The organism is Pseudonocardia hispaniensis, assembly GCF_042658695.1.
Classification (GTDB): domain Bacteria; phylum Actinomycetota; class Actinomycetes; order Mycobacteriales; family Pseudonocardiaceae; genus Pseudonocardia; species Pseudonocardia hispaniensis.
Window position 1 is genome coordinate 39,118 of the sequence record NZ_JBHSQW010000044.1, and the last position, 16,386, is coordinate 55,503.

Sequence of the window (16,386 nt, forward strand, 5' to 3'; positions counted from 1 at the left end):
CTCTCTCCAGTGACTCCCGACGCACTCGCCGACCTCGTCCGTGCCGCCGCGCAGGATGTACTCGCCACCCGCGGCCTGGACGTCTCGGCGCTGCCCTCCGACGTCGGCGTCGAACGCCCCCGCAACCCCGAGCACGGCGACTACGCCACCAATGTGGCGATGCGGACGGCGAAGAAGGCGGGGGTGAACCCGCGCGAACTCGCCGGCTGGCTGGCCGAGGACCTCGCCACCCGGCCCGGGATCGCGTCGGCCGAGGTGGCCGGGCCCGGCTTCCTCAACCTGCGGCTGGCCGCCGACGCGCAGGGCGCTCTGGTCGGTGCGGTGCTTGCCGCGGGTGCGACGTACGGCACCGGCGACGACTTCGCCGGCCGTGCGGTCAACCTCGAGTTCGTCTCCGCGAACCCGACCGGCCCGTTGCATCTGGGGCACACCCGCTGGGCGGCGGTGGGCGACGCGTTGGGCCGGGTGCTGGCCGCGCGCGGCGCGAAGGTCACCCGCGAGTACTACTTCAACGACGCCGGCGGGCAGATCGACCGGTTCGTGGAGTCCCTGGTGGCCGCGGCGAGCGGGAAGCCGACCCCGGAGAACGGCTATGGCGGCGCCTATATCGCCGAGATCGCGGCGCGGGTCGTCGCGGCCGAGCCCGGCGCCCTGGACCTGCCCGTCGCCGAGCGGGACGAGACGTTCCGCCGGGTCGGCGTCCACCTCATGTTCGACGAGATCAAGCGCGCGCTGCACGCGTTCGGCACCGATTTCGATGTGTGGTTCCACGAGAAGTCGCTGCACGACTCCGGGGCGGTCGACGCCGCCGTCGAGCGCCTGAAGGACTCCGGCAACCTGTACCAGAAGGACGGGGCGTGGTGGCTGCGCTCCACCGACCAGGGCGACGACAAGGACCGCGTCGTCATCAAGAGCGACGGCACCCCGGCCTATATCGCCGGCGACCTCGCCTACTACCTCGACAAGCGGGCCCGCGGCTTCGATCTGTGTATCTACATGCTCGGCGCCGACCACCACGGCTACATCGCGCGCCTGCGCGCCGCCGCGGCGGCCTACGGGGATGACCCGAACACCGTCGAGGTGCTGATCGGGCAGATGGTGAACCTGTTCCGGCACGGCGAGCCGGTGCGGATGAGCAAGCGCGCCGGCACCGCGGTGAGCATGGACGACCTGGTCGAGGCCGTCGGTGTCGACGCCGCGCGGTACGCGCTGATCCGCTCCTCGGTCGACTCCACCCTCGACATCGACCTCGACCTGCTGGTCAAGCGCAGCAACGACAACCCGGTCTTCTACGTGCAGTACGCGCACGCCCGGCTGGCCTCGCTGGCCCGGAACGCCGCGGACCTGGGCGTCGAGCCGGGCGAGGCCTACGGGCTGCTCGAGCACCCCCGCGAGGGTGAGCTCATCCGCACCATCGGCGAGTTCGGCGAGGTCGTCCGCGCCGCCGCGGAGCTGCGTGAGCCGCACCGGATCGCGCGCTACCTGGAGTCGCTGGCCAGCGCCTACCACCGGTTCTACGACACCTGCCGGGTGCTGCCGATGGGCGACGAGGAGACGACCGACCTGCACCGCGCGCGGCTGGCGCTGTCGGTGGCCGCGCGGCAGGTGCTGGCCAACGGGCTTGCCCTGCTCGGGGTGACCGCACCGGAGCGGATGTGATCGCCCATCCCGCCGGACCGCTGCACGCCGGCATCCTGCCCCCGCACGAGACCGCGGGTCCGCACCCGTCGAGCGCCGCGGAGCTCGACGAGCTGGCGCCCTCGGTGTGGCCGCGGGGCGCTGCACGCGGCGCCGACGGTGCGGTGAGCCTCGCGGGCGTCGACGTTCGCGAGCTGGCGCGGACCTACGGCACGCCGCTGTTCGTCGTCGACGAGGACGACTTCCGCTCCCGCGCCGCGGAGTTCGCCGCCGCGTTCGGCGCCGGGGCCGTGCACTACGCGGCGAAGGCGTTTCTGTGCACGGAGGTGGCGCGCTGGGTCGCCGACGAGGGCCTCGGCATGGACGTGGCCAGCGGCGGGGAGCTTGCGGTGGCGCTGCGGGCGGGATTCCCGCCGGAGCGGATCACGGTGCACGGCAACAACAAGTCGGTGGCCGAGCTGGTCGAGGCCGTCGAGGCCGGGGTCGGGCGGATCGTGCTCGACTCGTTCCACGAGATCGACCGGCTGGACGCGATCGCCCGCGACCGCGGTGTCGTCGTCCCGGTGATGACGCGGGTGACCGTCGGCGTCGAGGCGCATACCCACGAGTTCATCGCGACCGCGCACGAGGACCAGAAGTTCGGTTTCTCGGTGAGCGGCCCGGAACCCGGCGCGGGCAGTGACGCGGCCGAGGCGGTGCGCCGGGTGCTCGCGTCCGACGGGCTGGAGCTGGTCGGGCTGCACAGCCACATCGGCAGCCAGATCTTCGACACCGAGGGTTTCGAGGTGGCCGCGCACCGCGTCGTGCGGCTGCTCGCCGTGCTGCACCACGAGCACGGCGACGAGCAGCTCGCCGGCCTGCGGACCCTCGATCTCGGCGGTGGCATCGGCATCGCCTACCGCGCCGACGAGGAGCCGCTGTCGATCGGCGAGCTGGCCGAGCAGCTGCGGGAGATCGTCAAACGCGAATGCCACGCCGCGGGGTTGCGCACCCCGCAGATCGCGGTCGAACCGGGCCGGGCCATCGCCGGGCCGGGCACGGTGACCCTGTACGAGGTCGGCACGATCAAGGACGTGCCGCTGGGCGGCGCGGCCCGGCGCCGGTACGTGAGCATCGACGGCGGGATGAGCGACAACATCCGCACCGCGCTCTACGACGCGGTGTACGACTGCCGCCGGGTGTCCCGGGCCTGTTCTGAGGCCGCTGGGCAGGCCGCGCTGTCCCGGGTGGTGGGCAAGCACTGCGAGTCCGGCGATATCGTCGTACGGGACTGTTGGCTGCCTGCGGATCTGGCTCCCGGTGACCTGCTCGCCGTCGCCGCCACCGGCGCCTACTGCTACTCGATGGCCAGCTCCTACAACCGGCTGCCGCGCCCGGCCGTGGTCGCCGTGCGGGACGGGCGGGCGCGGGTGCTGCTACGCCGGGAGACGATCGAGGACCAGCTGCGGCTGGAGGGATCCCGGTGAGGCCTGGGGCGGGGCCCCGGCGGGTGAACGAGCATGATCTGGGCCGGGAGCACACCGGCAGGGACAGCAGGGAGATGCAGTGACTGACAGGGGTCAGGGCGCACCCGTCCGGGTGGCGCTTCTCGGCTGCGGCACGGTCGGCAGCGAGGTTGTCCGGCTGCTGGCGGAGCAGGCCGATGATCTCGCGGCACGTGTCGGAGCCCCGGTCGAGCTGGCCGGCGTCGCGGTGCGCCGTCCGCACCGGCATCCGGAGCTGCCACCGGAGCTGGTCACCACCGATGCGCACGCGCTGGTCACGCGTGACGACGTCGACGTGGTGGTCGAGGTGATCGGCGGGATCGAACCCGCCCGCACCCTGCTGCTGGAGGCGCTCAAGGCGGGCAAGTCGGCCATCACGGCGAACAAGGCGCTGCTGGCCGAGGAGGGCGCCGCGCTGGCCGAGGCCGCCGACGCCTCCGGCGCCGACCTGTACTACGAGGCATCGGTCGCCGGGGCGATCCCGTTGCTGCGCCCGCTGCGCGAGTCGCTGGCGGGGGACCGGATCACCCGGGTCGCGGGGATCGTCAACGGCACGACGAACTTCATCCTGTCCGGGATGACGGCCTCGGGCGCGAGCTATGCCGAGGCCCTGGAGCAGGCGACGAGACTCGGGTACGCCGAGGCCGACCCGAGCGCCGACGTCGACGGCTACGACGCCGCATCCAAGGCGGCGATCCTGGCCTCACTGGCCTTCCACACCCGGGTCACCGCCGCCGACGTGCACTGCGAGGGCATCCGGGCGGTCACCGCCGCCGACATCGCCGCCGCCGACGTGCTGGGCTGCACGATCAAGCTGCTGGCGATCTGCGAGCGGATCCCCGCCGCCGAGGACGGCGAGCCCGAGTCGGTGTCCGCGCGCGTCTACCCGGCGCTGATCCCGGCCAGCCATCCGCTGGCCGCGGTCGACGGCGCGTTCAACGCCGTGTTCGTCGAGGCCGAGGCCGCCGGGCAGCTCATGTTCTACGGGCAGGGCGCAGGCGGCGCCCCGACGGCCAGCGCGGTGCTCGGCGACCTGGTCGCGGTGGCGCGCAACCGGGTCATCGGCGGGCGTGGGCCCCGGGACTCGAGCTACGCAAGCCTGCCGATCCGGGAGATCGGCACGGTGCCGACGCGCTACCACGTCAGCCTCGAGGTCGCCGATCGCGCCGGCGTGCTTGCCGCGATCGCCGGGGAGTTCGCCCGGCACCGGGTCAGCATCGCCGCGGTACGTCAGACCGGGGGCGGTGCGGTCGAGGGCAACGGCGGGGCGCGTCTCGTCGTCGTCACGCACGCGGCACCCGATGCGGCGCTGGCCTCCACGGTGGCCGCGCTCAGCGACCTCGACGTGGTCTACGGCGTGGAGAGCGTGCTGCGCGTCGAGGACCTCGGTCGCACGGTGAGCGCGCTCGGGGTGACGGGATGAGCACGCCGACCCCGCTCACCGCGGCCCGCTGGCCCGGAGTGGTCGAGGCCTACCGCGACCGCATGCCGGTCGAGCCCGGCTGGCGGGTCGTCACCCTCGGCGAGGGCGGGACACCGCTGTTGCCCGCGCCGCACCTGTCCGAGCTGACCGGCTGCGAGGTCTACCTCAAGGTCGACGGGGCCAATCCCACGGGCTCGTTCAAGGACCGTGGGATGACCATGGCGATCACCGCGGCACTGGCCAGAGGAAAGCAGGGTGTGCTGTGCGCCTCGACCGGCAACACCTCGGCCTCGGCCGCCGCCTACGCCGCCCGCGCCGGGCTGGCCTGCGCCGTTCTCGTGCCCCAGGGCAAGATCGCGCTGGGCAAGCTCGCCCAGGCGGTCGCGCACGGGGCGCGGATCCTGCAGATCGAGGGCAACTTCGACGACTGTCTCGAGCTCGCCCGCAAGACCGCGGCCGACTACCCGGTCATCGAGCTGGTCAACTCGGTGAACCCGACCCGGATCGCGGGACAGGCCAGCGCCGCGTACGAGATCTGCGACGAGCTCGGCCGGGCCCCCGATGTGCACTGCCTGCCGGTGGGCAACGCGGGCAACATCACTGCCTACTGGCGCGGATACCGGGGCTATGCTGACGACCGTCTGATCGCGGGGTTGCCACGGATGTTCGGTTTTCAGGCTGCGGGTGCGGCGCCATTGGTGGCCGGGGAACCGGTGCGCAACCCGGAGACGATCGCGACGGCGATCCGGATCGGTGTTCCGGCGTCGTGGGCGACCGCGGTCGCGGCGCGCGACGAGTCGGGCGGACTGTTCGCCGCCGTCACCGACGAGCGGATCCTGGCCGCCTACCGGCTGCTCTCGACCAGGGAGGCGGTGTTCGTCGAGCCCGCGTCCGCCGCGAGTGTGGCCGGGCTGCTGCAGTCGAGCGCCGACGGGACGCTGCCGCGCGGTTCGCTCGTCGTGTGCACCGTGACGGGGCACGGGCTCAAGGACCCCGACACCGCCCTGTCCGGCACCGCCGGCCTCGGCGCCGCCGCGGAGCCCACGGTCGTGCCGATCGACCCCGGTGCCGTCGCGGCCGCGCTCGAGCTGTCCTGATGGGTAGGCCGACCGAGGTCCGCGTCCGGGTTCCCGCCTCGTCGGCCAACCTGGGGGCCGGGTTCGACTCGCTCGGGCTGGCGCTGTCGCTCTATGACGAGATCGAGGTGTGCGCCGCGCCGAGCGGCCTGCGCGTCGAGGTCAGGGGCGAGGGTGCGGGCCGGGTCCCCTGTGATGAATCACACCTTGTGGTCTCGACGATGCGTCGGACCTGGAAGGTCCTCGGTGACGCGCCGGCCGGGCTCCGGCTCCGCTGCCACAACGCCATCCCGCATTCGCGCGGGCTGGGCAGCTCGGCCGCCGCCGCCGTCGCGGGTGCGGTGGCCGCCGCGGTGCTGGCCGGGCGCGACCCAGAGCTCGAACGCGACGCGTTGCTGCAGATCACGGCCGGTATGGAGGGGCACGCCGACAACGCCGCGGCGAGCCTGCTCGGCGGGTTCGTCATCGCCTGGGAGTCCCGCTGCGACGACGGGAATATCCCGGTCCGGTTCCACGCTGTTCGACTCGACACGCACCCGGGAATTCGCCCGGTGGCGTTCGTCGCCGAGACCGAGTCGTCGACCAAGGCGACACGCGGTCTGCTCCCGGAGCAGGTCCCACTGGTCGATGCGGCCTTCACCGGCAGTCGCACCGCCCTGGCGGTCCTCGCGTTCACCCAGCGGCCGGAACTGTTGCTGGCCGCGACGGAGGACCGGCTGCATCAGAGCTACCGGCGCCCGGCCTATCCGCGCTCGGCGGAGCTCGTGGATGCGTTGCGGGCGCACGGCGTGCCGGCGACGATCTCCGGGGCGGGACCGACGGTGTTGGCGCTGACCAGCGACGAGACCCTGCCCGAGGACGTGGACGTGAGTGGTTTCGGGGTGCGTCCGTTGCGAGTGGACGCGACGGGGGCGCGGGTCGAGATCGGTTGAGCTGACGGTGAGCGAGTCGCGACACGCCGTTCGACGATCTGGGTGGGGGTTGTTGCCGCGACGAGGTGCGACCGTCTACCCTCGGCAGCGCACGGCGATCCGCGCGTCATCCGCGTGGCCCCTCGAGCCAGAATCTGCACCCCCGTCCCAGGAGTGGACGAACGGGACCTGGTTCCGGTCCGAGCGGCCTCTTCCCCGCGACCGTCGCAATGGTCGTCGTCTCTGTTGTCGGGACGGTCGCCGACCACGCGGCCCGTTGCCGACTCTCGTCCGGCGCACCGTCCGGGCGGTTTGTGAATCCGCTGACCTGGGTAGATGGGCCCGGGTCGGTCAGGAAGGATCTTCGTGAGCGAGACTGATCTCGTCAGCACCGAGACTGCCGCTGCGTCTGCTGAGACACCTTCGGACCCGACGAACGGGACCCCTGCCAAACGGCGCGGCGGTCTGTCCGGAATGGTTCTGGCGGAACTGCGTCAGCTTGCTGGTGAGCTGAACATCCCTGGTACCGCAGGAATGCGGCGGAGCGACCTGATCGCCGCCATCAGGGAACATCAGGGTGGCGGGGGCACGGCCACGCGGTCGCGCTCGCGGCGCTCGACCTCGGAGCAGCCGATGCTGCCCGGAACCGTCGACGGGCGGCCGGCCGCGAGCCCCGACACCACGGCGCCGGACCCGGCCAAGGAGGAGCCCGCGGCGTCCGCTCAGGGGTCCGAAGCCGGGCAGGCCACCGCGGAGGTCGCCGCGACACCGACCCGGCGCCGCCGCGCGGCCAGTCGTCCCGCCGGGGCCCCGGAGCCGCGACCTGCCATTGTCCAACCGGTAGCTGAGGCCACCGTGCCCGGTCCCGCGGCCGAGCCGCCGGTGACCGAGCCGCCGGTGACCGAGCCGCCGGTGACCGAGGCCGAGGAGTCCGCGACGCACCTCCAGAACGGCGGACGCCGGGTCCGGCAGACCCGTCGGCGCGGCGCCGAGAGCGTCGAGCAGAGCGTTGCGGAGACCGGGGAATCCGGGGCAGGCCAGTCGGCGCGCCCGGACTCGGCCGACGCGAACGGCGCCGAGCCCGCCGCACGGCAGAACGGCCGCCGACGCGGTGACAACGACGGCCGCGACTCCCACTCCGACCAGCGCGCCGAGCGGGAGAACGGCAACCGCGACGCGGGCCGGGGCCGCAACGACCGCAACGACCGCAACAGTCGCGGCGAGGACGACGGTGACGACGACGGTGACACCCGTGGCCGGCGCGGCCGCCGGTTCCGGGACCGCCGACGCGGCCGCGACCGCAGCGGCGGGGCCAACAACGTCGACACCGAGGTGCGCGATGACGACGTGTTGCTGCCGGTGGCGGGCATCGTGGACATCCTGGACAACTACGCGTTCGTCCGCACGACCGGATACCTTTCGGGCCCGAACGACGTGTACGTGTCCTTGTCGATGGTCCGCAAGTACGGGCTGCGGCGCGGCGACGCGATCACCGGCGCGGTCCGTCAGCCCCGTGAGGGCGAGCAGCAGCGGCAGAAGTTCAACCCCCTCGTGCGGGTCGACACGGTCAACGGGCGCGATCCGGAGACCGCGCGGCAGCGGCCGGAGTTCACCAAGCTCACCCCGCTGTACCCGAACGAGCGGCTGCGCCTGGAGACCGAGCCGAGCAAGCTGACCACCCGGGTCATCGACCTGGTCATGCCCGTGGGTAAGGGGCAGCGCGCGCTGATCGTCTCGCCGCCCAAGGCCGGTAAGACGATGGTGCTGCAGTCGATCGCCAACGCGATCACGACGAACAACCCGGAATGCCACCTCATGGTCGTCCTGGTGGACGAGCGGCCGGAGGAGGTCACCGACATGCAGCGGTCGGTGAAGGGTGAGGTGATCGCCTCGACGTTCGACCGGCCGCCGTCGGACCACACGACCGTCGCGGAGCTGGCCATCGAGCGGGCGAAGCGACTGGTCGAGATGGGCCACGACGTCGTCGTGCTGCTCGACTCGATCACGCGCCTCGGGCGGGCCTACAACCTGGCCGCTCCCGCGTCGGGCCGCATTCTCTCCGGTGGTGTCGACTCCACGGCGCTCTACCCGCCGAAGCGGTTCCTCGGCGCCGCGCGCAACATCGAGGACGGCGGCTCGTTGACGATCTTCGCCACGGCGCTGGTCGAGACCGGGTCCACCATGGACACCGTCATCTTCGAGGAGTTCAAGGGCACCGGCAACGCCGAGCTCAAGCTCGACCGCAAGATCGCCGACAAGCGGGTGTTCCCGGCGATCGACGTCGACGCCTCCGGCACCCGCAAGGAGGAACTGCTGCTCTCGCCGGACGAGCTCGCGGTGACCGTCAAGCTGCGCAGGCTGCTCGCGGCCCTGGACGACCAGCAGGCGATCGACCTGCTGCTCACCCAGCTGCGCAAGACGCGGACCAACATCGAGTTCCTGATGCAGGTGGCGAAGTCGACCCCGGGCGCGGACAACGACTGACACCGTTCCCGGCGGCCCGGGGCCGCCGGGAACACCGGGCCATCCTCGATGGTTCAATACACCGTCAACCCTGGTTCCGGTTCACTCTTGGTGCCGTGCTCCCCGAGCCGCCCGAGGGACCCGGCGACCGTCTGGAGAGGAACGCAGATGAAGGCCGGTATCCACCCCGAATACGTCGAGACCCAGGTCACCTGTGGTTGCGGCAACCAGTTCACGACGCGCAGCACCCGGACCAGCGGCGCGATCACCGTCGAGGTCTGCTCCGCCTGTCACCCCTTCTACACCGGCAAGCAGAAGATCCTGGACTCCGGCGGCCGCGTGGCGCGGTTCGAGGCGCGCTACGGCAAGCGCGGCGCGCGCGCCGGCAAGTAGCGTCACCGACGGCGCCCACTGCATTCGGTGGGCGCCGTCGTCGTGTCTGGACCCGTCGTCGGAATGGAGAAGCCCGTGACCGCGTCGACCGCCCCGCAGTCGCTCGACGCGCTGCTGGCCGAGCACACGGAGTTGGAGCGCGCGCTCTCCGACCCGGCCGTTCACGCCGACCCGGCGAGGTCCCGCAAGCTGGGCCGCCGCTACGCGCAGATCGGCCCCGTCGTCGCCGCCGCCCGGGAGTTGGCAGCCGCCCGCGCGGACCACGCCGCCGCGCGGGAGCTCTCCGATGAGGACCCTGCCTTCGCCGCCGAGGCCGATGAGCTGGCCGCCCGGATCGAGGTGCTCGAGCGGAAGCTGGCGGAGCTGCTCGTCCCGCGCGACCCGCACGACGGCGATGACATCGTCATGGAGGTCAAATCGGGGGAGGGCGGCGAGGAGTCGGCCCTGTTCGCCGGGGACCTGGTGCGGATGTACCTGCGGTACGCCGAGCGCCGTGGCTGGACGACGGAGGTGCTCGACGCCGTCGAATCCGATCTGGGCGGCTACAAGAACGTCACCTTGCTGGTCCGCTCCCGCACCCCGACCGCGGACGGTGTGTGGTCGGCGCTGAAGTACGAGGGCGGGGTGCACCGGGTGCAGCGGGTCCCGGTCACGGAGTCGCAGGGCCGCATTCACACCTCGGCGGCCGGCGTGCTGGTCTATCCGGACACCGGTTCGGACGAGGCCGCCGACCCGATCGACGAGAACGACCTGCGGATCGACGTGTTCCGCTCCTCAGGGCACGGCGGACAGAGCGTCAACACCACCGACTCCGCGGTCCGGATCACCCATCTGCCCACCGGCATCGTCGTGAGCTGCCAGAACGAACGTTCCCAGCTGCAGAACCGGGCTCGGGCGATGGAGGTGCTGCGGGCACGGCTGCAGGCTCTGGCGGAGGAGGAGGCCGCGGCCAAGGCGTCGGACCAGCGCCGCTCGCAGGTCCGCACCGTCGACCGGTCCGAGCGGATCCGCACCTACAACTTCCCGGAGAACCGGATCTCCGACCACCGCGTCGGGTACAAGGCGCACAACCTCTCGGCCGTCCTGGACGGTGATCTCGACGATGTGCTCGCCGCGCTGGCCGCCGCGGACCGCGCGGAGGCGGTGGCGGGCGGGCCGGGCCGATGACCCGCCAGCCGCTGCGGCTGGCCGTGCTCGAGGCCGAGCGGATGCTGACCCAGGCCGGGGTCGAGAGCCCGCGGGTCGACGCCGAGCTGCTCGCCGCGCACGTCCTCGGCGTGGATCGGGGTCGGCTGATGATGGTGCCGCTGGTCGACCGGGACGTCGTCGAGGACTACCGCAGGCTGGTGACGCGCCGGGCCGCCCGTGAACCGCTGCAGCATCTGCTGGGCAGCGCGGTGCTCGGTCCGGTGACGGTGGCGGTCGGGCCCGGCGTGTTCACCCCACGCCCGGAGACCGAGCTGCTGCTGGAATGGGGGCTGGCCCGGATCGCCGAGATCGAGCAGCCGCTGGTCGTGGACCTGTGCACCGGTTCCGGGGCGCTGGCGCTGGCCATCGCGGCGAGCCACCCGAAGGCGCAGGTGCACGCCGTGGAGGCCGATCCGCGAGCGCTGAGCTGGGCGCAGGTCAACATCTCCGCGCACGTCGAGGCGGGCGGGACACCGGTCACGCTGTATGCGGCCGACGTCCGCTGGCCCGATCTGCTCGTCGAGCTCGAGGCACGGGTCGACCTGGTGGTCTGCAACCCCCCGTACGTGCCCGACGGCACCCCCCTGCCCCCGGAGGTCGCCGACTGGGATCCGCCGGGTGCGGTGTTCGGCGGCCCCGACGGTCTGGAGATCATCCGCGCGGTCATCGGGACGGCTGCCGGGTTGCTGCGGTACGGCGGCTGGCTCGGGATCGAGCACGACGACAGCCATGGCACGGCCGTCCCGGAGCTGCTCGGCAGGCGCAGGGTGCTCACCGACGTCGAGGAGCACACCGACCTCGCCGGTCGCCCGCGGTTCGCCACCGCGCGGCGGCGCCCGCCACAGGGATAGGTCCGCTCTGGTCGTAGGCTCGGGGCCGTGAGTTCCACCTTCGACTGTGCCGATCCGGACGCCCGGGCCGACGGTCTCGCGGCGGCCGCCCGCGCCGTACGCGCCGGTCAGCTCGTCGTGCTGCCGACCGACACGGTCTACGGGTTGGGCTGCGATGCGTTCTCGGCCGCCGCGGTGCGTTCGCTGCTCGCCGCGAAGAACCGCGGTCCGGACATGCCGGTTCCGGTGCTCGTCGGGTCGTGGTCGACGATCGACGGGCTCGTCCTCGGCGTCCCCGCCGCGGCACGGACGTTGATCGAGGCGTTCTGGCCCGGTGGGCTGTCGCTGGTCCTGCCGCACGCGCCGTCGCTGAACTGGGACCTCGGCCTGACCAAGGGGACGGTGATGCTGCGGATGCCGCTGCATCCGGTGGCTCTTGAGCTGCTGCGCGACGTCGGGCCGATGGCGGTGTCGAGCGCGAACAAGTCCGGCGCCCCGCCCGCCGCCGACGCGGCCGAGGCGACCACCCAGTTCGGCGACCAGGTCGCGGTGTACCTCGACGGCGGCCCCTCGGGTGCGTCCGTGGCGTCGACGATCGTCGATCTCACCGCGGACGAGCCGCGGATCCTGCGTGCGGGGGCGGTGTCGTCGGCGGAGATCTCCGAGGTCCTCGGTCGCGAGATCGTCGCCGGATAGCGCGGGATCGGCCCGCTCAGGGGACGCCGACCAGGTCGGCCCACTGCTCGACGGCGGAGTCGAAGAACGCCTCGTGCCGTGCGACGACGCCGCGGGTGTGCCCGAACAGCTCGAAGCTCACCAGCCCGAACAGCGAGGTCCACACCATGATCGCGTGGGTGTTCAGGGTGGCGCCCTCGGGCAGGCCCATCCGCTCGGCGATCCCCGGTTCCAGTGTCCGCTGTGGTCCGCCCGGCTCGAGGACGTCGCCGGCGAGGCCGTCGGCCAGGATCCGGCACAGCACCTCGCCGACCCGCGACGCCGGTCCGATCGTGGTCTGCGGGGCGGTGTAGCCGGGCACCGGCGAGCCGTAGACCAGTGCGTACTCGTGCGGATGCGCCAACGCCCAGGTCCGCACGGCCCGGCAGGCCGCCCGGAACCGGGCCCGCAGATCCGCCCGCGGCACCGCGGCCTCGGCCTGCTCGACCGCGGTGCCCAGCGCGTCGTAGGCATCGAGGACCAGCCTGGTGAGCAGCTCGTCGCGGCTCGGGAAGTAGCGGTAGACGGCCGAGGAGGCCATTCCCAGCTCCCGGGCCACCGCGCGCAGCGACAGCGCGGCCGAGCCCTCGGTGGCGAGCTGGCGGCGGGCCGCCTCGGCGATCTCGCGGGTCAGTTCGGCCCGGACGCGGGCCCGCACCCCGGTTGCGGTCATGCGGCCAGTCTAGAGCAGCAGGGCGAATAGAGAGCAGTGCTCTTGACTCGGCGAGCGCTCTGGTGGACAGTGAGGCGAACCGAGAGCATTGATCACGGATTGGATGACTGCTCATGTCGCTTCACGTCATCGTCGGCGCCGGTGCGGTCGGCACCGCCACCGCCCGTCTGCTGCGCGACCAGGGGTGCGACGTCCGGGTGATCACCCGCAGCGGGTCCGGCCCCGAGGGCGTCGAGAAGGTCGCGACCGACGCGGCCGATGCCGAGCGCCTCACCGCGCTCACCCGCGGCGCGCAGACGCTCTACAACTGCGCCAACCCGCCCTACCACCGCTGGGCCACCGACTGGCCGCCGGTCGCGGCCGCCCTGCTCGGCGCCGCGGAGCGCACCGGTGCGGTGCTCGTCACCCTGAACAACCTCTACGGCTACGGCCCGGTGGACGCGCCGATGACCGAGGACACCCCGCTCGCGGCGACCGGGCTCAAGGGGCGCATCCGCAACCGGATGTGGGCGGACATGCTGGCCGCGCACGAGGCGGGCCGCGCGCGCGTCACCGAGGCCCGCGCCTCGGACTTCTTCGGCCCCGGCCCCGTCGGCACCAGCCATCTGGGGGAGTACTTCATGCCGCGCCTGCTCGCCGGCAAGCGTCCGTGGATCATCCAGGGCGATCTCGACGCGCCGCATTCATGGACCTACGTCCCGGACGTCGCGCGCACCCTGGTCGCCCTCGCGGCCGACGAGCGGGCCTGGGGCCGGGCCTGGCACGTCCCGACCGACCGGCCGGTGCCGCTGCGCACGATCGCGGCACAGGCCGCGCGCCTGGCCGGGGTGCCGGCCGGGGAGATCCTCGTCCTGCCGCACTGGGCGCTGCGCGCGATGGGGCTCGCGGTGCCGTTCATCCGGGAATTCGAGGAGGTCCGTCACCAGTTCACCCGGCCGTTCGTGCTCGACTCGGCCGCAGCCCAGGAGGCATTCGGTCTGGCCCCGACGCCCTTCGAGGAGGGGCTCGCCGCGCACGTCGAGTTCTGGCAGCGCCGACAGCGGGCCGCGGCCTGAACGTCCTGACCAGCGGGGTACCGTGAACGCCGTGAGCGAGCGGAGCGAGCGAACCATCGAACGTCGCAGTGAGCAAACCTTCTGGGGTCCGGATTTCGCCGCACTCCAGCGGCAGGATCCCGAGATCGCCGGAGTGGTGCTCGATGAGCTCGACCGCCTTCGCACCGGTCTGCAGCTCATCGCCAGCGAGAACCTGACCAGCCCCGCGGTGCTCGCCGCACTCGGCTCCACGCTGTCGAACAAGTACGCCGAGGGTTACCCGGCCCGGCGCTACTACGGCGGTTGCCAGGTGGTCGACCGGGCCGAGGACATCGGCATCGCGCGCGCCAAGGAGCTCTTCGGCGCCGAGCACGCGAACCTCCAGCCCCACTCGGGCGCGTCGGCCAACCTCGCCGCGTACGCGGCGTTCGCCAAGCCCGGCGACACCGTACTGGCGATGGACCTCAAGCAGGGCGGGCATCTCACCCACGGCAGCAAGGTCAACTTCTCCGGTCAGTGGTTCAACCCGGTGTCCTACACGGTCCGCGAGGACTCCGAGCTCATCGACTACGACCAGGTCCGCGACCTGGCTCGGCGGCACCGTCCGAAGATCATTATCACCGGCGCGACCGCGTACCCGCGGCTGATCGACTTCGCGGCGTTCCGCGAGATCGCCGACGAGGTCGGCGCGAAGCTCATGGTCGACGCGGCGCATTTCATCGGCCTGGTCGCCGGCAAGGCCATCCCGTCGCCCGTGCCGTATGCCGACGTGGTCACCGCGACCACCCACAAGGTGCTGCGTGGTCCGCGCGGCGGCATGGTGCTGTGCCGAGCGGAGCACGCCAAGGCCATCGACAAGGCGGTCTTCCCGTTCTCCCAGGGTGGGCCGCTCATGCATGCCGTCGCGGCCAAGGCCGTCGCGTTGCGGGAGGCGGCGCAGCCGGAGTACCAGGCGTACGCCAACCAGGTCATCGCCAATGCGCAGGCGCTGGCCAAGAGCCTGGAGGCCGAGGGTATGCGCGCGGTGTCCGGCGGCACCGACACCCACCTCGCGCTGATCGACCTGCGCCCGATCGGCGTCACCGGCAGCGAGGCCGAGGCCCGGTGCGATGCCGCGCGGATCACCCTGAACAAGAACTCGATCCCCTACGACCCGGCCCCGCCGATGAAGCCCTCCGGAATCCGCATCGGCTCGCCGAGCGTCACCACCCAGGGCATGGTCGAGTCGGACATGGCCGAGATCGGGTCCCTGCTCTCCCGGGCCGTCAAGGCCGAGCTGGGCACGCCGGCCGGGGACGCCGAGCTGCGCGAGGTCGCCGCGGCGGTGTCCGCGCTCGTCGCCCGCGCACCGGCCTACCCGCGCGGCTGACCGGCCGGGGAGTGCCGCCGCGGTGCCGATCCAGGCGTCCGTCGGGCTGGGGCTACCGATCCGGGAGTACCTGCTCACCGGGTTGACGGCCGCGGTGGTGACGTTCCTGCTGACCGGCCTCGTCCGGGTGCTCGCGGTCAAGCTGGGCGCGGTCGCCTGGCCGCGAGGGCGCGACGTGCACGTGATGCCCACCCCGCGCTGGGGTGGGCTGGCCATGCTCGGCGGGGTGCTCGCGGGGATCGGGCTCGCGCTGCAGCTACCCGCCCTGCGGCTGGCGTTCGCCTACTCCGACGACGTGCTCGGCGTGGTGCTGGCCGCCCTGCTGGTGGTGACAGTCGGTGCGCTCGACGACCGCTTCGAGCTCGACGCCCTCACCAAGCTGGCCGGGCAGGTCACGGCGGCCGGGGTGCTCGTGTTGTTCGGGGTGCAGTGGGCGGTCATCTGGGTGCCGTGGGGCGGCGGCGGCACCGGGATCTCCGGCTCGCTGCTCACCCTCGGCCAGCTCCAGGGCGTGCTGCTGACCGTCGTGCTCACCGTGGCCCTGGTCAACGCGATGAACTTCGTCGACGGTCTCGACGGGCTCGCCGCCGGGATCGGGCTGATCGCCGCTACGGCCACCGGGCTGTTCGCGATCGGCCTGGTGCGCCAGAACGGGAACGACCCGTGGGCGTACTCGCCCGCCCTGCTCGCGGCCGTGCTGGCCGGTGCCTGCCTCGGCTTTCTGCCGCACAACTTCAACCCTGCGCGGATCTTCATGGGCGACTCCGGCTCGATGCTGATCGGGTTGCTGCTCGCGGCGGCCACGACGGGCGCGTCGGGCCGGATTCCGATCAGCGTCACCACCGACGCAACGGATATCCTGGCGCTGTTCGCGCCGTTGATCGTGCTGGCGGCAGTCGCGTTCGTGCCGCTGCTGGACCTGCTGATGGCCGTCGTCCGGAGAACCAGGGCGGGGACGAGTCCGTTCTCGCCCGACAAGATGCATCTGCACCATCGACTGCTCGAGATCGGGCACAGTCACCGGCGTGCGGTGTTGCTGATCTATCTGTGGGCGGGCGTGCTGGCCTTCGGTGCGGTGGCGCTGGCGCTGATCGACGATCCGTTCGTCGTGTTGTGGGCGGTCGGGGCGGGGCTCGTCGTGGCCGTGCTCGCGTCCGCCATCCCGAGGGCGAGGATGCCCCAGAAATGAG

At 72.4% G+C, this 16,386-nt stretch carries 14 protein-coding genes; 13 read left to right on the forward strand and 1 reads right to left on the reverse strand.

Translation table 11 applies throughout. The annotated features are described in order from the left end of the window. Positions 1-9 precede the first annotated feature (9 nt). The 10 genes from argS (at position 10) to ACFQE5_RS20435 (ending at position 12,102) form a co-directional block, all read left to right on the forward strand. Complete coding sequence (gene argS / locus ACFQE5_RS20390; protein ID WP_379587315.1) at positions 10-1,659, forward strand: arginine--tRNA ligase; 1,650 nt, start codon at positions 10-12, stop codon at positions 1,657-1,659. Beyond that, positions 1,659-3,104, forward strand: a complete 1,446-nt coding sequence (lysA, locus tag ACFQE5_RS20395) for a diaminopimelate decarboxylase (RefSeq protein WP_379588053.1) — start codon at positions 1,659-1,661, stop codon at positions 3,102-3,104. Before argS ends, lysA begins: the two co-directional genes overlap by 1 nt. A gap of 79 nt (positions 3,105-3,183) precedes the next feature. Then, positions 3,184-4,545, forward strand: a complete 1,362-nt coding sequence (locus tag ACFQE5_RS20400) for a homoserine dehydrogenase (protein WP_379587316.1) — start codon at positions 3,184-3,186, stop codon at positions 4,543-4,545. Continuing rightward, positions 4,542-5,642, forward strand: coding sequence for a threonine synthase (thrC, locus tag ACFQE5_RS20405; RefSeq protein WP_379587318.1), 1,101 nt, complete (start codon positions 4,542-4,544; stop codon positions 5,640-5,642). The genes ACFQE5_RS20400 and thrC overlap by 4 nt, the downstream gene beginning before the upstream one ends. Continuing rightward, a complete protein-coding gene (gene thrB, locus ACFQE5_RS20410; protein WP_379587319.1) occupies positions 5,642-6,553 on the forward strand; it encodes a homoserine kinase in 912 nt (303 codons plus the stop codon). Before thrC ends, thrB begins: the two co-directional genes overlap by 1 nt. A 315-nt stretch (positions 6,554-6,868) precedes the next feature. Next, the gene (gene rho / locus ACFQE5_RS20415) at positions 6,869-9,016 is read left to right on the forward strand and encodes a transcription termination factor Rho (RefSeq protein WP_449301283.1); all 2,148 of its coding nucleotides are present in this window, start codon (positions 6,869-6,871) and stop codon (positions 9,014-9,016) included. A 147-nt stretch (positions 9,017-9,163) separates the two neighbouring features. Then, positions 9,164-9,388 (forward strand): 50S ribosomal protein L31, encoded by a 225-nt coding sequence (gene rpmE, locus ACFQE5_RS20420; protein WP_379587322.1) that lies wholly within the window; start codon positions 9,164-9,166, stop codon positions 9,386-9,388. 75 nt (positions 9,389-9,463) lie between these two features. Beyond that, on the forward strand, positions 9,464-10,555 hold the full coding sequence (prfA, locus tag ACFQE5_RS20425; protein WP_379587324.1) for a peptide chain release factor 1: 1,092 nt from the start codon (positions 9,464-9,466) through the stop codon (positions 10,553-10,555). Further along, on the forward strand, positions 10,552-11,427 hold the full coding sequence (gene prmC / locus ACFQE5_RS20430; RefSeq protein WP_379587325.1) for a peptide chain release factor N(5)-glutamine methyltransferase: 876 nt from the start codon (positions 10,552-10,554) through the stop codon (positions 11,425-11,427). Before prfA ends, prmC begins: the two co-directional genes overlap by 4 nt. 27 nt (positions 11,428-11,454) lie before the next feature. Continuing rightward, positions 11,455-12,102: an L-threonylcarbamoyladenylate synthase gene (locus ACFQE5_RS20435; protein ID WP_379587327.1), complete on the forward strand. Its 648-nt coding sequence runs from the start codon at positions 11,455-11,457 to the stop codon at positions 12,100-12,102. Between the two features lie 16 nt (positions 12,103-12,118). On the opposite strand, the gene ACFQE5_RS20440 is transcribed toward ACFQE5_RS20435, so the two are convergent. Further along, positions 12,119-12,793, reverse strand: coding sequence for a TetR/AcrR family transcriptional regulator (locus tag ACFQE5_RS20440; RefSeq protein WP_379587328.1), 675 nt, complete (start codon positions 12,791-12,793; stop codon positions 12,119-12,121). Between the two features lie 113 nt (positions 12,794-12,906). Here ACFQE5_RS20440 and ACFQE5_RS20445 point away from each other — a divergent pair, with 113 nt between their 5' ends. Genes ACFQE5_RS20445 through ACFQE5_RS20455 form a run of 3 tightly spaced genes read left to right on the forward strand, consistent with a single transcriptional unit; the run spans position 12,907 to position 16,385 of the window. Further along, entirely contained in the window at positions 12,907-13,848 is a 942-nt protein-coding gene (locus ACFQE5_RS20445) for an NAD-dependent epimerase/dehydratase family protein (protein WP_379587329.1), read from the forward strand. A gap of 31 nt (positions 13,849-13,879) precedes the next feature. Then, on the forward strand, positions 13,880-15,196 hold the full coding sequence (locus ACFQE5_RS20450; protein WP_379587331.1) for a serine hydroxymethyltransferase: 1,317 nt from the start codon (positions 13,880-13,882) through the stop codon (positions 15,194-15,196). Between the two features lie 28 nt (positions 15,197-15,224). After that, on the forward strand, positions 15,225-16,385 hold the full coding sequence (locus tag ACFQE5_RS20455; protein ID WP_379588054.1) for a glycosyltransferase family 4 protein: 1,161 nt from the start codon (positions 15,225-15,227) through the stop codon (positions 16,383-16,385). Position 16,386: the final 1 nt, after the last annotated feature.